The 16,271-nt window shown below is 65.0% G+C and carries 12 protein-coding genes; 10 read left to right on the top strand and 2 right to left on the bottom strand.

Going from position 1 to position 16,271, the window contains the following annotated elements:
- Positions 1-17 precede the first annotated feature (17 nt).
- From pbpC to ABIB00_RS25205, 5 genes are all read left to right on the top strand, one after another.
- Positions 18-2,126, top strand: a complete 2,109-nt coding sequence (gene pbpC / locus ABIB00_RS25225) for a penicillin-binding protein 1C (protein WP_354106244.1) — start codon at positions 18-20, stop codon at positions 2,124-2,126.
- Between the two features lie 50 nt (positions 2,127-2,176).
- Positions 2,177-3,919 carry an ArnT family glycosyltransferase gene (locus ABIB00_RS25220; protein WP_354106226.1) on the top strand — a complete coding sequence of 581 codons (1,743 nt, stop codon included), beginning with the start codon at positions 2,177-2,179 and terminating at the stop codon, positions 3,917-3,919.
- 1 nt (position 3,920) lies between these two features.
- Entirely contained in the window at positions 3,921-4,766 is an 846-nt protein-coding gene (locus ABIB00_RS25215; protein WP_247353467.1) for a phosphatase PAP2 family protein, read from the top strand.
- A gap of 63 nt (positions 4,767-4,829) precedes the next feature.
- The gene (locus tag ABIB00_RS25210) at positions 4,830-5,561 is read left to right on the top strand and encodes a glycosyltransferase family 2 protein (RefSeq protein ID WP_354106225.1); all 732 of its coding nucleotides are present in this window, start codon (positions 4,830-4,832) and stop codon (positions 5,559-5,561) included.
- On the top strand, positions 5,558-5,896 hold the full coding sequence (locus ABIB00_RS25205) for a lipid-A-disaccharide synthase N-terminal domain-containing protein (protein WP_247353463.1): 339 nt from the start codon (positions 5,558-5,560) through the stop codon (positions 5,894-5,896). The genes ABIB00_RS25210 and ABIB00_RS25205 overlap by 4 nt, the downstream gene beginning before the upstream one ends.
- Before the next feature lie 10 nt (positions 5,897-5,906).
- On the opposite strand, the gene ABIB00_RS25200 is transcribed toward ABIB00_RS25205, so the two are convergent.
- Together ABIB00_RS25200 and metC are read right to left on the bottom strand one after the other, a co-directional pair.
- Positions 5,907-7,598, bottom strand: coding sequence for a Na/Pi cotransporter family protein (locus ABIB00_RS25200; RefSeq protein ID WP_247353461.1), 1,692 nt, complete (start codon positions 7,596-7,598; stop codon positions 5,907-5,909).
- A gap of 178 nt (positions 7,599-7,776) precedes the next feature.
- A complete protein-coding gene (metC, locus tag ABIB00_RS25195) occupies positions 7,777-8,961 on the bottom strand; it encodes a cystathionine beta-lyase (protein ID WP_354106224.1) in 1,185 nt (394 codons plus the stop codon).
- Positions 8,962-9,378: 417 nt separating this feature from the next.
- On the opposite strand from metC, the gene ABIB00_RS25190 reads away from it, so the two are divergent.
- The 5 genes from ABIB00_RS25190 (at position 9,379) to ABIB00_RS25170 (ending at position 16,210) form a co-directional block, all read left to right on the top strand.
- Positions 9,379-10,395, top strand: a complete 1,017-nt coding sequence (locus ABIB00_RS25190) for an amino acid ABC transporter substrate-binding protein (protein ID WP_354106223.1) — start codon at positions 9,379-9,381, stop codon at positions 10,393-10,395.
- Positions 10,396-10,421: 26 nt separating this feature from the next.
- Positions 10,422-11,627, top strand: coding sequence for an amino acid ABC transporter permease (locus tag ABIB00_RS25185; RefSeq protein WP_354050621.1), 1,206 nt, complete (start codon positions 10,422-10,424; stop codon positions 11,625-11,627).
- Positions 11,624-13,144, top strand: a complete 1,521-nt coding sequence (locus ABIB00_RS25180; RefSeq protein ID WP_354050620.1) for an amino acid ABC transporter permease — start codon at positions 11,624-11,626, stop codon at positions 13,142-13,144. The genes ABIB00_RS25185 and ABIB00_RS25180 overlap by 4 nt, the downstream gene beginning before the upstream one ends.
- A gap of 11 nt (positions 13,145-13,155) precedes the next feature.
- A complete protein-coding gene (locus tag ABIB00_RS25175) occupies positions 13,156-13,893 on the top strand; it encodes an amino acid ABC transporter ATP-binding protein (RefSeq protein WP_249811694.1) in 738 nt (245 codons plus the stop codon).
- 100 nt (positions 13,894-13,993) lie between these two features.
- Entirely contained in the window at positions 13,994-16,210 is a 2,217-nt protein-coding gene (locus ABIB00_RS25170) for an O-linked N-acetylglucosamine transferase, SPINDLY family protein (RefSeq protein ID WP_354106222.1), read from the top strand.
- Positions 16,211-16,271: the final 61 nt, after the last annotated feature.

Here is a 16,271-nt window from a genome sequence, read left to right as displayed (position 1 = left end):
ATGTGGTGAGAGACCATTTGGATGGCCGGGATAAGCCCGGCCATGACGGAGCAAGGGGGAGGGGCCATCGCCTCCTCTCCGGCCTCGCGCTCACGCTCATCCTCGCCGTCGTCGGCTTCGTCGCCTGGGTCTACTCCCTCGGCCCGCTGCCCTTCGACGAAGCCCGCCAGGTCTCCACCACCATCGTCGACCGCAACGGCAAGCTGCTGCGCGCCTATGCGATGGCGGACGGGCGCTGGCGGCTGCCGGTCGAGACGAAGGCGAACGTCGATCCGACTTATCTAAAGCTGCTGCTTGCCTATGAGGACCAGCGTTTTTACGCCCATGACGGCATCGACCCGCTGGCGCTCGGGCGGGCCGCATTACAACTCGCCACGCGCGGCCACATCGTCTCGGGTGGATCGACCATCTCGATGCAGCTCGCACGGCTGATGGAGCCGCGGCGGCAGCGCTCGCTCTACGCAAAGCTGCGGCAGATGGTTCGTGCGATCGAGATCGAGCGGAGCTTGAGCAAGGAGCAGATCCTCGATCTCTATCTCGCGCTCGCGCCTTACGGCGGCAACCTCGAAGGCATTCGCGCCGCCTCGATCGCCTATCTCGGCAAGGAGCCGAAGCGGCTGCCGCTGGCTGAGGCCGCGCTGCTGGTCGCGCTGCCGCAATCGCCGGAGACCCGCAGGCTCGATCGCTATCCCGATGCGGCGCGCAAAGCGCGTGACCGCGTGCTTGACCGTATGGTCGAGGAGCATCAGATCAGCCTCGACGACGCGACGCAGGCCAAGGCCGTTCCCGTGCCAAAGCTGCGCAAGCCGATGCCGATCCTGGCGCCGCACGCCTCCGATACGGCGCTGGCGACGGTCAAGGACACGCCCGTCATCAAGCTGACGCTCGATGCCAACCTGCAGAAGGTGCTGGAGCCGCTGGCGCGCGACCGCGCCATTGCGTTGGGGCCGAGCATCTCGGTCGGCATTATCGTGGTTGATAACGAGAGCGGTGACGTGCTCGCGCGCGTCGGCTCGGCGGATTATTTCGACGAGCGCCGGGCAGGGCAGGTCGACATGACCCGTGCCATCCGCTCGCCGGGCTCGACGCTGAAGCCGTTCATCTATGGGCTCGCCTTCGAGGACGGTTTTGTTCATCCCGACAGCCTGATCGACGATCGGCCCGTGCGCTTCGGCTCCTACGCGCCGGAAAATTTCGACATGACTTTCCAGGGCACAGTGCCGGTGAAGAAGGCGCTGCAGATGTCGCTGAACGTGCCCGCGATCGTCCTGCTCGACCGCGTCGGCGCGAGCCGGCTGGCATCGCGGCTGCGTCAGGCCGGCGGCAATCTGGTGCTGCCCAAGGACGAGGCGCCGGGACTTGCCATGGGCCTTGGCGGTGTCGGCGTGACGCTGCAGGACCTCGCCCAGCTTTATGCGGGCTTCGCCCGGCTCGGCACCACCAAGCCGCTGCGCGAGGTCATGGCTGACGGGGACGACCGCGAGCCGCTGCGGCTGCTCGATCAGGTCGCGGCCTGGCAGGTGGGCAATGTGCTGCTCGGCACCCCGCCGCCGGAGAACGCGGCCCACAACCGCATCGCCTTCAAGACCGGCACCTCCTACGGCTACCGCGACGCCTGGTCGATGGGCTTCGACGGCCGCATGACCATCGGCGTCTGGGTGGGCCGGCCCGACGGCGCGCCGGTGCCGGGCCTGATCGGCCGGGTCGCCGCCGCGCCGATCCTGTTCGACGCCTTCGCCCGGACCGGCAAGACGCTGGTCCCGTTGCCGAAGCCACCGAAGGGAACCCTGGTCGCCAGCAACGCGAAGCTGCCGTTGCCGTTGCGGCGGTTCCGCCCGGTCGGTGATCTGGTACGGGCTGGGGGCGAACAGGCTCTGCACATCCAGTTCCCGCTGAACGGCTCGCGGATCGATGTCGATCGCTCGGGTGGCGAGGGCGGTGCGGTCATGCCGGTCAAGGTCGCGGGCGGAGTCCTGCCCATGACCGTCATGGTTAACGGAACGGCGCTGGGCGAGATCGACGGACGGCGCCAGCGGCTGATCGATCCGCCCGGTCCGGGCTTTGCGCGCCTGACCGTCATCGACGCCACGGGCGCCGCGGACACAGTCGTCATTCGAATTCAATGACCCTGCCTCAAGCGGTTGTGGCAATAACGGTTTCAGCGTAAGCGGAACCAATGGCCGAGACCTACCCAACACCCCGTTTTGGAGCTCCCCGCGAGCCGAAATCCCCGGTGAATCCGGGTAGCCGGCTCGTGTCCATGTTCGACATCGCCACAGCCAGCCACGCCCGCGCGGTCGGCTTCCTTTTGGTTTGCGCGTTGCTGCTGTTCCTGCCGGGCTTCTTCACGATTCCACCGGTTGACCGGGACGAGGCGCGCTTTGCGCAAGCGACCAAGCAGATGGTCGAGAGCGGCGATTATGTCGACATCCGCTTCCAGGAAGACGTCCGCTACAAGAAGCCGGTCGGCATCTACTGGCTGCAATCGGCCGCGGTCGAGACGGCGTCGGCGCTCGGTCTGCCGCGGGCCGAATTGCGCATCTGGGTCTATCGGCTCCCCTCGCTGATCGGCGCGATCGGCGCCGTGCTCATGACCTACTGGACGGCGCTCGGCTTCGTCACGCGGCGCGCTGCGGTGCTTGCCGCGCTCCTGATGAGTGCCTCCGTGCTGCTCGGCGTCGAGGCACGGCTCGCGAAAACCGACGCGATGCTGCTGTTCTGCGTGGTCGCCGCCATGGGCGCGATGGCACGGGCCTATCTGTCGTGGCAGCGCGCCGAGGACGAGACGCATCCGCCCTGGAGTTGGCCCGCGATCTTCTGGACCGCGCTCGCCGTCGGCATCCTGATCAAGGGCCCGTTGATCCTGATGTTCGCCGGCCTGACCATCGTCGCGCTCGCGATCCAGGACCGCGATGCCTCCTGGCTGTGGAAGCTGCGTCCGCTCTGGGGGCTGATGTGGATGCTGGTGCTGGTGCTGCCCTGGTTCGTCGCGATCTTCTGGCGCGCGGGCGATGCCTTCTTCGCCGATTCCGTCGGTGGCGACATGCTGAGCAAGTTAGGCGCCCAGGAATCCCACGGCGCGCCGCCTGGACTGTACCTGGTGCTGTTCTGGATCACGTTCTGGCCCGGAGCGCCGCTGGCGGCGATGGCGGCGCCCGCAGTCTGGCGCGCGCGGCGCGAGCCCGGCGCACAATTCCTGCTGGCCTGGCTGGTCCCGTCCTGGATCGTGTTCGAGGCGGTGCTGACCAAGCTGCCGCATTACGTGCTGCCGCTGTACCCTGCGATCGCGATCCTCACCGTCGGCGCGCTGGAGCGGCGCGTGCTGTCTTGGTCCTGGTTGATGCGCGGCTCGGCTTGGTGGTTCGCGATTCCGGTGGCCGGCTCGATCATCGCCGTTGTCGGCGCGGTGATGCTGACGCGGCAGCCGGCCTTCGTGGCCTGGCCGTTCATCGCGGCCTCGCTGATCTTCGGGCTGTTCGCCTGGTGGCTTCACGACAACAACCACGCCGAACGCTCGCTGCTCAACGCGCTGGTCGCAGCCCTGATGCTGGCGGTCGTGGTCTACGGCATCGTGCTGCCGTCGCTGACGCCGGTGTTTCCGAGCATCGAGGTCGCACGCGCACTTCGCAACGTCACCTGCGTCGGGCCGAAGGCGGCCGCGGCCGGCTATCACGAGCCCAGCCTCGTCTTCCTGACCGGCACGCAGACGCTGCTCACCGACGGTTCGGGCGCGGCGGATTTCCTGCGGCAAGGGAGCTGCCGTTTCGCGCTGGTCGAGCAGCGTTCTGAGCGCGGCTTCGTGCAGCGCGCCGAGGCGATCGGGCTGCGCTACAAGGTTGGCACGCGCATCGACGGCTATAATTTTTCGCAAGGGCGCGCGATCTCGATCTCGATCTTCCGCTCGGATGGCACCGAGTAGGATGCCGGCACCAACCGACATCGCGCCGCGCCCGAGCTATCCCGCGCAATTGCTCGCGGCGTCGGGGCGCGCCCTGGCGCAACTCGTGCGTACGCCCTCGCATTCGCGCCGCGCCGAGGCCGCACGAAAGCTGGCGCGGCATTCGCTATGGCTCAGCGCGGCCGGCGCAGCCCTGGTCATCGTGCTGATGCTCGCGTTCGATCAGACCGAGATCCAGCTGATGCCGGCGCGTGGCGCGCCCGGCCTGTGGCCGATCCGCATCCTCACCGATTTCGGCAAGGACGAGTATGTGCTCTCGGTGCTCGGGGGGGCGCTGGTGGTCCTGGCGCTGGTTGCAGCGGGATGGCACGGTACCCGCCGCACGTTACTGCTCGGCCTCGGCACGCGGCTGCAGTTCATGTTTCTCTCTGTTGCCCTGTCCGTATTCGTCGCCGAGATTCTGAAATATCTCATCGGTCGCGGACGTCCGTTCGTCGGCGGCAAGGCCAATCCGTTCAATTTCATCCCGTTCGAGGGGACGGGGGCCTATGCCAGCCTGCCGTCGAGTCATGCGGTGACGGCGTTCGCGCTGGCGTTTGCGGTGTCGGCGCTGTGGCCGCGCCTGCGCGTGTTCATGTTCACTTACGCAATCGTGATCCTGCTGACGCGGCTGGTGCTGCTCGCGCATCACCCGAGTGATGTGGTGGCCGGCGCCCTGGTCGGCATGGTCGGCGCCATGGCGGTGCGCTACTGGTTCGCGGCCCGCAGGCTCGGCTTTGCCATCCGTTCCGACGGCACCATTGTGCCGCTTGCAGGGGCGGTCTCGGGCCACCTCAAAAGGGTTGCCCACGGGGCATCCGCCCCATAAAAGCGGCTGCCTGCCGGGACCGCCGGTTCCCGAGCCAAGCCCATTCCAACCACGAGCTTCGATTTGTCGTCCCAGCCTTCGGTTTCCATCGTCGTCCCCGTGCGCAACGAAGCCGACAATATCGCACCGCTGATCGCGGAGATCGGCGCGGCGCTCGATGGCCGCTGGGCCTATGAGATCATCTACGTCAATGACGGCTCGACGGATGCGACCGGCGACCGGCTCGCTGCCATTATGCAGCGGCGGGACAATCTGCGGCAGCTTCGTCATGCCAAATCGGGCGGTCAATCGGCGGCAGTGCGCAGCGGCGTGCGCGCCGCGCGCGGCCCCATCGTGGCGACGCTCGACGGCGACGGCCAGAACAATCCGGCTTTCCTGCCCGACCTGATCGCGGCGGTCGAGAAGGGTAGCAAGGTCGGACTGGCCGCGGGACAACGCGTCGGCCGCAAGGATACCGGCTTCAAGAAATTACAGTCGCGCGTCGCCAACGGCGTTCGCAACGCGATCCTGAAGGACGGTACGCGCGACACCGGCTGCGGATTGAAGGCGTTCCGGCGCGAGGTGTTCCTGATGATGCCCTATTTCGACGGGCTGCATCGCTTCCTGCCGGCGCTGGTGCGCCGCGAGGGTTTTGAGATCGCCTATGTCGACGTGATCGACCGGCCGCGCCATTCCGGCGTGTCCAATTACGGTTTCTTCGACCGGCTGTGGATCGGCATCATGGATCTCGTGGGCGTGTGGTGGCTGATCCGCCGCAAGAAGCCGACGCCAGATGTGTCTGAGGTGCAAGCATGATCATCCAGTACGGTCAGGCGTTGAACAATTATCTCTACGACGTCTTCGTCGCCAAGTTCGATTTCTGGCTGGCGTTCGGCCTCGTCGCGCAGTTGTTCTTCACCGCGCGCTTTCTGGTGCAATGGATCGCGAGCGAGCGCGCCGGCAACAGCGTGGTGCCGATGGCGTTCTGGTTCTGCTCCATGGGCGGCGGGCTGATGACGCTGGTCTATGGCGTCGTCAAGCGCGAGCCGGTCATCATCCTCGGCCAGGCGCTCGCGACCATCATCTATATCCGCAACATCATGCTGATCATCAAGAACCGCGGCCGCGGCTCACAGACGCTGGAGCGCTGATCCGAGGCGACTAGCGCGGCAACGCCGACGCCGCACCTGCTGCGGGCAGGGCGGCGGTATCTGCTTCGTGCCTGCGATAAGGCTCGCCCGCCGCGTCGAGCACGGGATAGGCGACCGAGCAGATGTGCGAATGGATGCGGCGCAAATCGCGCAGCACGTCGAGATGCAGCGACGTGGTCTCGAGGGTCTCGGGGCGGCCCTCGCGCAGGCGGTCGAGGTGGCGCTCGACTGCGGCAAGCTCGGTGTTGCGCAGCGCCGTCTTCTCGACCAGCAGCTTGCGCGCCTCGTTGGCGTCGCCCGACATGAAGATGCCGAAGGCGATGCGCAGCGAGTCCATCGTGCGCTTGTGGAAGGCGGCGAGCTCCTCGGCACCCTCGGGCGAGAACTGAAAGCGGCGCTTGATCTTCTTGGTGGCGAGTTCGCTCAGACTCTTGTCGATGATGTCGCCGATATGTTCCAGATTGATGGCGAAGGAGATGATCTCCATCGCCCGCCGGCCCTCGCTCTCGTCGAGGCTGCCCCGCATCAATTTCGTCACGTAGAGCTTGATGGCTTCGTCGAGGCCGTCGACGACATTGTCCGACTTAGAGACCTGGTCGACCAGCGCGCGGTCGCCGGTCATCATCGCCGCCATCACCTTGCGCAGCATCACCTCGACGAAATCGCCCATGCGCAAGGCCTCACGCGCCGCGTCGGCGAGCGCCAGTGACGGCGTCTCCAGTGCCGATTCGTCGAGATAGCGCGGCCGGGCCGGATCGTCTTCCTTGACGCGATCGGGCAGCAGCCGGGTCAGGAGACGCGACATGGTGTCGAGCAGGCCGATGAAGATGACGGCTGTGCCGACGTTGAAGGCGATGTGGAAGGCCGCCGTCATCTTGGCGAGATCCGGCTGCCAGGCATGCATGTGCTCGGCGATCGTGCCGAGGAACGGCAGTACCAGTGCAATCCCGATCACGCGGTTGACGAGATTGCCGACCGGCAGGCGGTAGCTCGCGGCATCGTCGCGCCTGGCGCCTTCGAACACGGGGTTGATGGCGCTGCCAAGATTGGCCCCTAACACCAGGGCCAGCGCAGCATAGGGGGTGATGAACTGCGAATACGCCAGCGACATGATCAGCAGCACGCTGGCGACGCTCGAATGTACCGCCCAGGTCACGAGCGCGGCGATGACGATGCAAAGCACGGGATCGCCCGTGATCGCCGACATCATGGCACGAACACCCGGCGCGTTCTCCGCGGGCGCCAGCGTGTCGAGCAGGATGTGCAGCGACAGCAGCATCAGTCCGAGGCCGATGAGGACACGGCCGATATCCTTGATCCTCGACCGCGGGCCGGCGCGGAAGGCGACGAGCCCGAACACGAACAGGACGGGTGCGGCGGCCGCGATATTGAACGACAGCACCTGCACGATCAGCGTCGTGCCGACATTGGCCCCCAGCATGATGGCGAGCGCGGCGGCGACGCTCACGAGGCCTTCGGCCGCAAACGAGCTGGTGATCAGCGCAGTTGCCGTGCTGCTCTGGAGCAGGGCGGTGAGGCCGAGACCGGCGGCAAACGCGCTGAAGCGGTTGCTGAGCGCCTTGCCCAGCAGTCGCCGCAGATCGGGGCCGAAGGCGCGCAAAATCCCGCTGTGGACCATGTGCAGGCCCCACAGCAGCAGCGCAACGCCGCCCATCAGATCGAGCAGAACCAACGTTCCCATACTCCGAGTCCGGATTAGAGTCGATCGGTGAGGCTAACGCCAAACGCCAGCGGATCAAACCCCTTGTTGGCGCATCAGCGTTAACGTTTGCGTCGGCTGCACGTTCCCCCGGCGCGGGTTGACGCGTCCGCCGGCGCGCGATTGCCGCGTCCCGAGGCGCGATGCCTTGTGAGCAGGCTCACATTGCTGCCTTGAGGGCAGCGAAGCCGCGATCGAGATCGGCCTTGAGGTCGTCGACGCTTTCGAGCCCGATGTGCAGACGCAGCGTGGGGCCGCCCGGCGACCATTTCGTGGCAGTGCGATAGGTGTCGCAATCGAAGGGAATCACCAGGCTCTCGAAGCCGCCCCAGGAGAAGCCCATGCCGAAGAGCTTGAGCGTGTCGAGCATGGTGTCGACCGCCTTCTGCGGCGCCGGCTTCAAGACGATGCTGAACAGGCCAGACGCGCCGGTGAAATCGCGCTTCCAGATCGCATGGCCCGGATCGGTCTCTAACGCCGGATGCAGCACGCGGGCGACCTCGGGACGGCTCGCAAGCCAGCGCGCCATGTCGAGCCCGGAGCGATGATGCTGCGCCAGGCGCACCGACAGCGTGCGCAGGCCGCGCAGCGCCAGGAAGACGTCATCGGGGCCGGCGCAGACGCCGAGCAGGCGGATGCCTTCGGCGATCTGCGGCCAGGCCTTGGCATTGGCCGAGATGGTGCCGAACATGATGTCGGAATGGCCGCCGATATATTTGGTGGCGGCCTGCATGCTGATGTCGACGCCCTGCTCGAGCGAGCGGTGATAGAGCGGCGTCGCCCAGGTGTTATCGTCGATGACGAGCGCGCCGCGGGCATGTGCGACCTCTGCGATGGCACGGATGTCCGGCATCTCGAACGATTGCGAGCCGGGCGCCTCGACCAGCACCGCGCTTGTGTTGGGCTTGAACAGCTTGTCGATGCCGGCGCCGATCATCGGATCGAAGTAGGTGGTCTCGATGCCGAAGCGGGTGAGCATGCCGTGGCAGAAATTGCGCGAGGGCCGATAGACGTTGTCGCAGACCAGAATGTGGTCGCCGGCCTTCAGCACCGAGAGCAGGGTGGTGGAGATCGCCGACAGCCCGGACGGCACGATGCCGACCCCGGCGCATTGCGGCCCCTCCAGCGCCATCAGGGTCTCCTGGAACGCTCGGGTGGTCGGCGTGCCGTGCCGGCCGTACTGGAACTCGCCGCGATGAGCATGCAGGTCCTCGGCGGTCGGATAGAGCACGGTCGAGCCGTGGAAGACCGGCGGGTTGACGAACCCCTTCTGCGCCTTGGTGTCGCGGCCGGAGGTGACCAGCCGGGTCTCGGCGTGTTGTTCGGAGGGGTGCGAGGAATCCATGCGTCTGCTTTCAAAACCGCGTTTCCGCTCGGCGCTCGGCGCCTGACGGGACGGCCGGGGGCCGCCCTCGTTAATAACAGAACACAGAAGAGTCCCGTCAACCCCTTGACCCGGCTCGCCAGTCGTTCTGAGATGCGTACGTGCTATTCAGTCGCTGCATGTTGAGGGGCCTGCCGCGAGCTTCGATCCATCGCCTGACCGGGCCTTGCGCCACAGCCATAACGGCGGGCGCCTTTCGGCGGGGATTAAGATATGGGCCTCCCGGGATCGGCGAGTGATCGGCAAGGTTTTCCAGCATGATTCTTGGTTTTCCAGCATGACTCTTGCAAGGCTGGTCTTGATACGGCTAGCCCTGGCAGAGACGATCCCAAAGACAACGTTCCAGACCTTGAGACGACTTTGAAAGGCCTAAAGCCCATGAAACGCGTAACCTTGGCTCTCACTCTTGCTCTCGCCGCCGGCCTGACTGCCCAAGCCGCCGATGCGCAAACGCTCAAGACCATCAAGGACCGGGGCATGCTGTCCTGCGGCGTCAGCCAGGGTCTGCCCGGCTTCTCCTCGCCCGACGACAAGGGCAACTGGACCGGGCTTGACGTCGACGTCTGCCGCGCGATCGCCGGGGCGATCTTCAACGATCCGACCAAGGTCAAGTACGTGCCGCTCTCCGCCAAGGACCGCTTCACGGCGCTGCAATCCGGCGAAGTCGACGTGCTGTCGCGCAACACCACCTGGACCGTCTCGCGCGACACCTCGCTCGGCGCCAACTTCACCGGCGTGACCTATTATGACGGGCAGGGCTTCATGGTGAAGAAGTCGCTCAAGGTGAATTCTGCGCTCGAGCTCAACAGCGCCTCGGTCTGCGTCCAGACCGGCACCACCACCGAGCAGAATCTCGCCGACTACTTCAAGGCCAACAACATGAAGTACGAGGTGATCGCATTCGGCACCAACGACGAAACGGTCAAGGCCTATGAGGCCGGACGCTGCGACGTCTTCACCACCGACCAGTCGGGCCTGTACGCCAACCGCCTGAAGCTTGCCAATCCCGGCGATCACATGGTGCTTCCGGAAATCATCTCGAAGGAGCCGCTCGGACCGATGGTGCGCCACGGCGACGACCAATGGTTCGACATCGTGAAATGGACGCTGTTTGCCATGATCACCGCCGAAGAGCTCGGCGTGACCGCGAAGAACGTCGACGAGAAGGCGAAGCTGGAAAATCCGGAGATGAAGCGCGTCCTCGGCACCGACGGCAATTTCGGTGAGCAGCTCGGCCTGACCAAGGACTGGGTGGTGCGCATCGTGAAAGCCGTCGGCAATTACGGCGAAGTGTTCGACCGCAACGTCGGCGCGGGCTCGCCGCTCGCCATCAATCGGGGTCTCAACAATCTCTGGAACAAGGGCGGTCTCCAGTACGCGCCGCCGATCCGCTGATCCCGCTTGACCCACTGGCAGCGGCGATGAGCACCGAGGCTCGCAAACCGCCGCCCCAGATCGCGCTGAAGATCAGGCGCGTGCTGGGCGGCAAGACAGGCTGGAACGGCATCGCCGTCCAGTTTGCCTTCGCCGCGGTCCTGGGCTGGATTGCCTATGAAATCGTCTCCAACGCCCGCGCCAACCTCGAGAACCAGCATATTGCCGCCGGCTTCGGCTTCCTCGGGAACAATGCCGGTTTCGATGTCAATCAGACACTGATCTCGTATACCGGCTCGGACACGTTCCTGCGCGTGTTCGTGGTCGGGCTTCTCAACACGCTCGTGGTCTCGGTGGTGGGCATCGTCTTTGCTACCCTGATCGGCTTCATCGTCGCGCTGTGCCGGCTGTCGCCCAACTGGCTCGTGGCGCGCGTCGGCGAGATCTATGTCGAGGTGATCCGCAACCTGCCGCTGCTATTCCAGATCCTGTTCTGGTACCTGGCGGTGCTCGCGGCCTTGCCCAATCCGCGGCAGAGCATTTCGCTGTTCGGCATCGCCTTCGTCAGCAATCGCGGCCTCGTCATTCCCCGCCCGATCGGCGAGAGCGGCTTCGAGGCGTTCCTGGCGGTGCTGGTATTCGGCATCGTGGCTTCGCTGGCGTTGCGCGTCTATGCGCGCCGGGCGCTGTTTCAGCGGGGACAGATGATCCGGATCTGGCCTTATGTGCTGGGACTGCTGTTCGGGCTGCCGCTCGTCACCATGCTGATATCAGGTCTGCCCTTCACCTTCGAGTTGCCGCAGCTCAAGGGCTTCAATTTCGCGGGCGGCTCGCGGATCATCCCCGAGTTCGTGGCGCTGACATTGGCCTTGTCGACCTATACCGCCGCCTTCATCGCCGAGATCGTGCGCGCGGGCATCCTCTCCGTCCACAGCGGACAGATGGAAGCGGGATCGTCGCTGGGCCTGAGCCGCGGCACCACGCTTCGCCTGGTCGTCGTGCCGCAGGCGATGCGCGTCATCGTTCCGCCGCTGACCAACCAGTACCTCAATCTCACCAAGAATTCGTCGCTGGCCGTCGCGATCGGCTATCCTGACCTCGTCTCCGTGTTCGCCGGCACGTCGCTGAGCCAGACCGGGCAGGCCATCGAGATCATCGCCATGACGATGGGCGTCTATCTCCTGATCTCGCTGATCACCAGCGCCATCATGAGCGTCTACGGTTGGCGCGTCAGCCGGAGTCTCGGCGCATGAGCGATATCGCCTCGCCCAGCTTCGTCCGCCAGGACCTTCTCGATGAGCGCCCCGCGCCGGTGAAGACCACGGGCTTCATCGGCCTCGTGCGGACGCGCCTGTTCAACTCGCCGACCAACGTCCTGCTTACGATCGTCGGCGCCTTGCTGCTCTGGTTCACCATCATTCCTTCCGTCAGGTTCCTGGTAGTCGATGCAGTCTGGACCGGCAAGGATCGCACGGCCTGCCTCGCAGAGAACGCCGGCTTTGCGGTCGGCGCCTGCTGGCCCTATATCCAGGCCAAGCTGCCGCAACTGATCTACGGCTTCTACCCCGAGGCCGAACGCTGGCGGGTCAACCTCACGCTCGTCCTGGCGGTGGTCCTGTTGTTGCCGTTGCTCATTCCGCGGCTGCCGTCGAAAGGCCTGAACGCCGGCCTGTTCTTCTTCGCGTTTCCAGTGGTTGCATTCTTTCTGCTGCACGGCGGCGGCATCAAGGGATTTGGCCTGAGTTCGACAGCCGACCTGCTGCAATTGTTCGACGACAGCATCATCGGCGCCGGGCAGGCTCTGCTCGGTCTCGGCAAGACATCCGCTGCCGCGCCGCTGTTGTGGGTCGTCGGCAATTTCATCGTGCTTGTTGGTACTGCGATCTACTGGCTGATCTTTCCGCTGACCTGGCTGCGCGACCAGCTCCAGGGGACAGGCCAGTCGGTCTGGGTCGATTTCGCCATCACGGCCGCGATCGTCTCGCTGATCGCCTTCGTTCTCGGCGGCGGCGTTCGCACCGGCGTGCGGGCCCTGACATCCAGCATCGCGACCTTCGTCGCCATCGCGATCGTCATCGAGCTGATGGGGCTCGATCACGGCGGACTGCCGATCGTCACGACGAATTTGTGGGGCGGGCTTCTGGTGACGCTGGTGGTCTCCGTCACCGGCATCGTCACCTCGCTGCCGATCGGCATTGCGCTGGCGCTTGGGCGACGCTCGACCATTCCGCTGATCCGGATATTCTCGATCGCCTTCATCGAGTTCTGGCGCGGCGTGCCGCTGATCACCGTGCTGTTCTTCGCCACCTACATGCTGCCGCTGTTCCTGCCCGGTAATTTCACGGTCGACGGCCTCGTCCGCGCGCTGATCGGCATCGCGCTGTTCACAGGCGCCTATCAGGCCGAGAACGTCCGCGGCGGGCTGGCCGCGATCCCGCGCGGGCAGGGCGAGGCGGCTGCGGCGCTGGGGCTGTCCTGGTGGAAGACGAGCTCGCTGATCGTGCTGCCGCAGGCGCTGCGCCACGTCATTCCGAACCTCGTCAACAGCTTCATTTCGCTGTTCAAGGACACTTCGCTGGTCTCGATCGTGGCGCTGTTCGATCTCCTGGGCTCGCTGCGGGCGTCGTTCTCGGACCCGAAATGGTCGTCGCCGTCGACCGCGTTCACCGGCTTTGCCTTCGCCGGGATCATCTACTTCATCTTCTGCTTTGGGATGTCGCGCTACTCGCTCTTCGTCGAACACCGCCTCAACGCTCACCGCCGCAACTGATCGAGCTCACCATGTCCGACTCCATCGTCAAGATTTCCGGCCTGAACAAATGGTACGGCGAGTTTCACGTACTGCGCGACATCGACCTCGAGGTCCGCAAGGGCGAGCGCATCGTGATCTGCGGCCCGTCAGGCTCGGGTAAGTCGACGCTGATCCGCTGTATCAACGCGCTGGAGGAATTCCAGGAGGGCGAGATCGTCGTTGACGGTATCGAGCTCGGGCCGAACCTCAAGCACGTCGACGCCGTGCGGCGCGAAGTCGGCATGGTGTTCCAAAGCTTCAACCTGTTCCCGCACCTGACCGTGCTGGACAATTGCACGCTGGCGCCGATCTGGGTGCGCAACATCCCCAAGAAGGACGCCGAGGAGGCGGCGATGAAGTTTCTGGAGCGGGTCAAGATCCCGCACCAGGCCAACAAGTTTCCGGGGCAGATGTCCGGCGGTCAGCAGCAACGCGTCGCGATCGCCCGCGCGCTGACGATGAACCCGAAGGTGATGCTGTTCGACGAGCCGACCTCGGCGCTGGACCCCGAAATGGTCAAGGAAGTGCTCGATACCATGGTCGACCTCGCCGAGGAGGGCATGACCATGCTGGTCGTCACGCACGAGATGGGCTTTGCCCGCGAAGTCGCCAACCGCGTGGTGTTCATGGACGCCGGCCAGATCATCGAGGCCAACACGCCCAACGAGTTCTTCGCGGCCCCGCAGCACGCCCGCACAAAACTGTTCCTGAGCCAGATCCTGCGCTGAGCACCTGCGATCCGGTGGCCTCGCCGGTCTAACTGCCCCGCCAGCCTGGCACCATGCGAATCGGCTAGCCTCTTTTCGGGCGATCCTCCGGAGAGAGACTTTGCAGAGCAGCGCCGGCGCGCGCGCATTCCAGAACGCGCGATTGCAGAAGAAGTTGAAGAAGCAGGCGGACGCGGTCATGTCCGTCGCGGTTCAGGCGCTCGGACAGGGCAGATATGCGGAGGTTGAGACGCTCTGCCGTCAGATTCTGACGGAGGTTCCGGATCATTTCGACGCCGCACACCTGCTCGGCCTGCGCGCGTATGATGGCGGGCGGCTCGACGAGGCGCAACAGCTGCTCGAGCGCGCGATTGCGCTCGATCCGCGTTCGCCCGATGCCCATGGCAATCTCGGGGCCGTGTATTTCAATCTCCAAAAATTTCAGGACGCCCGCGCATGCCAGGAGAAGGCCATTGCGCTGAAGCCGAATTCTCCGATCGCTCTGACCAATCTCGGCAATACGCTGCTGCACATCGGCTTCGGCGAGCAGGCGATCGAACTGCACGAACGCGCTATCAGGCTGAAGCCGGACTATGCCGATGCATTCTGCAATCGCGGCATGGCGGAGCTGATCAAGGGCCAGTTCGAGCGCGCCAAGGAGAGTTTCGATCGCGCTCTGGTGTTTCAGCCGCGTCATGCGGAGGCGATCGCGGGCAAGGGCATGGTGTGCATCGAGCTCCGGCACTACGAAGAGGCGGCCGCCGCAATCGCAGCAGGGCTCGCGATCAAGCCGGATTCACCGAAGATTCTCGCGCAGCGCGGTCGGCTCAATCTCGATCTGTCGCGGCTGGAGCAGGCGCTCGCTGACTTCGACGCGGCGCTGGCGCTTTCGCCAAGGCTCGAAGTGGCCTTGCAGGGAAAGGCGCAAGTCAACATTCTCAAGGGCAACACGGCGGAGGCGATGGCGGTCGTCCAGACATTGCTCGAGGGAAATCCGCGGTCCGACATCGGAATTGCGCTTCTGGCTTCCTGCTATGCGAGCCAGGGAGAGATCGCGACGGCGCTCGGGCATCTCGACGCTGGGCTGGCAATCGCGCCGGACTATGCGGACTTGATCGGGCGCAAGATCTTCCTTCTGGACTATCTCCCAGGCGCCGATTTTGCGGTCCAGCAGGCCGCGCGAAAACATTGGTGGGACGCGATCGGCGCCAAACTGCCGCAACGGGCGTTGTCGCCTCGTAAGCTCGATCCGGACAAGCGGATCTCGATCGGATATGTCGCGTCCGAATTCAGGAACCAGTCGGCAGCGTTCGCTCTGCTACCGGTGCTGCGCCATCATGATCACGCCAGGTTCGAGATCGTTTGCTACTCGTGTTCGCCGTTACGAGACGAGATAACCGACAAATTCAGATCGATGGCGGACGTATGGGTCGACGCCTGGCAGTTTTCGGACGACGAACTGGCCGATCGCATCCAGGCCGACGGGATCGACATTCTGATCGACGTGTCCGGGCATTCGACCGGCAACAGGCTCCATGTCTTCGCCCGCAAGCCGGCCCCCATCCAGGTCACGGGTTTCGGACATGCCACCGGTACCGGCCTTCAGACCATGGACCATGTGCTCGCGGATCCCATCTTCATTCCGCAATCGGCGCGTCATCTGCTGGCCGAAAAAGTTCATGATCTGCCGTGCCTGATCACGATCGATCCCATCCTGGATGTGCCGCCTTCGGAGCCTCCGATGCTCCGCAACGGCTATGTAACCTTCGGCGTGTTCAACCGCATCTACAAGATCTCGGACGAGGCCATCAGCGTGTGGTCGACAGTGATGCGCGAGGTGACGGGTTCGAAGATCATCATCAAGCATACCCTGCTTGACGATCCCTTGCTGCGCGGCAGACTGGTCGCGCGTTTCGTGGCGCGCGGCGTTGCCGTGGAGAACATCGTCTGCCTGGGCTCGACCTCGCGTCATGAGCATCTGCTGGCCTTTGCGAAGGTCGACATTTCGCTCGATACGTTCCCGCAAAACGGCGGCGTCAGCACCTGGGAATCGCTCTATGGGGGCGTTCCGGTCGTCGCCAAGCTCGGCAACGGGGCCTCGTCGCGTGCCAGCGGGTCGATCGTGGCTGCCGTCGGTCTCGAGGGCTGGGTCGCCGAGGACGACGATGGCTATGCGGCGATCGCATGCAAATATGCGGCGCAGCCCGCTCATCTGACGAAGTTGCGCGCCGAGTTGCCGGCTCGGATCGCGGCTTCGCGCGCCGGCAACGTCGAGCTCTACACGCGCGAGGTCGAAGCGGCTTACCGCCAGTTCTGGCGCGACTATTGTAGTTCCTGAACCAGATACTGCGCTGAGCCCCCGGGGAAATCCCGGGGGTATCACCGCGCCAGCCGACCGG

Origin of the sequence: Bradyrhizobium sp. LB14.3, assembly GCF_040547985.1 — a bacterium.
GTDB lineage: Bacteria > Pseudomonadota > Alphaproteobacteria > Rhizobiales > Xanthobacteraceae > Bradyrhizobium.
Note: the sequence above shows the minus strand (reverse complement) of the source record. Positions and strands in the feature narration are given on the sequence as shown.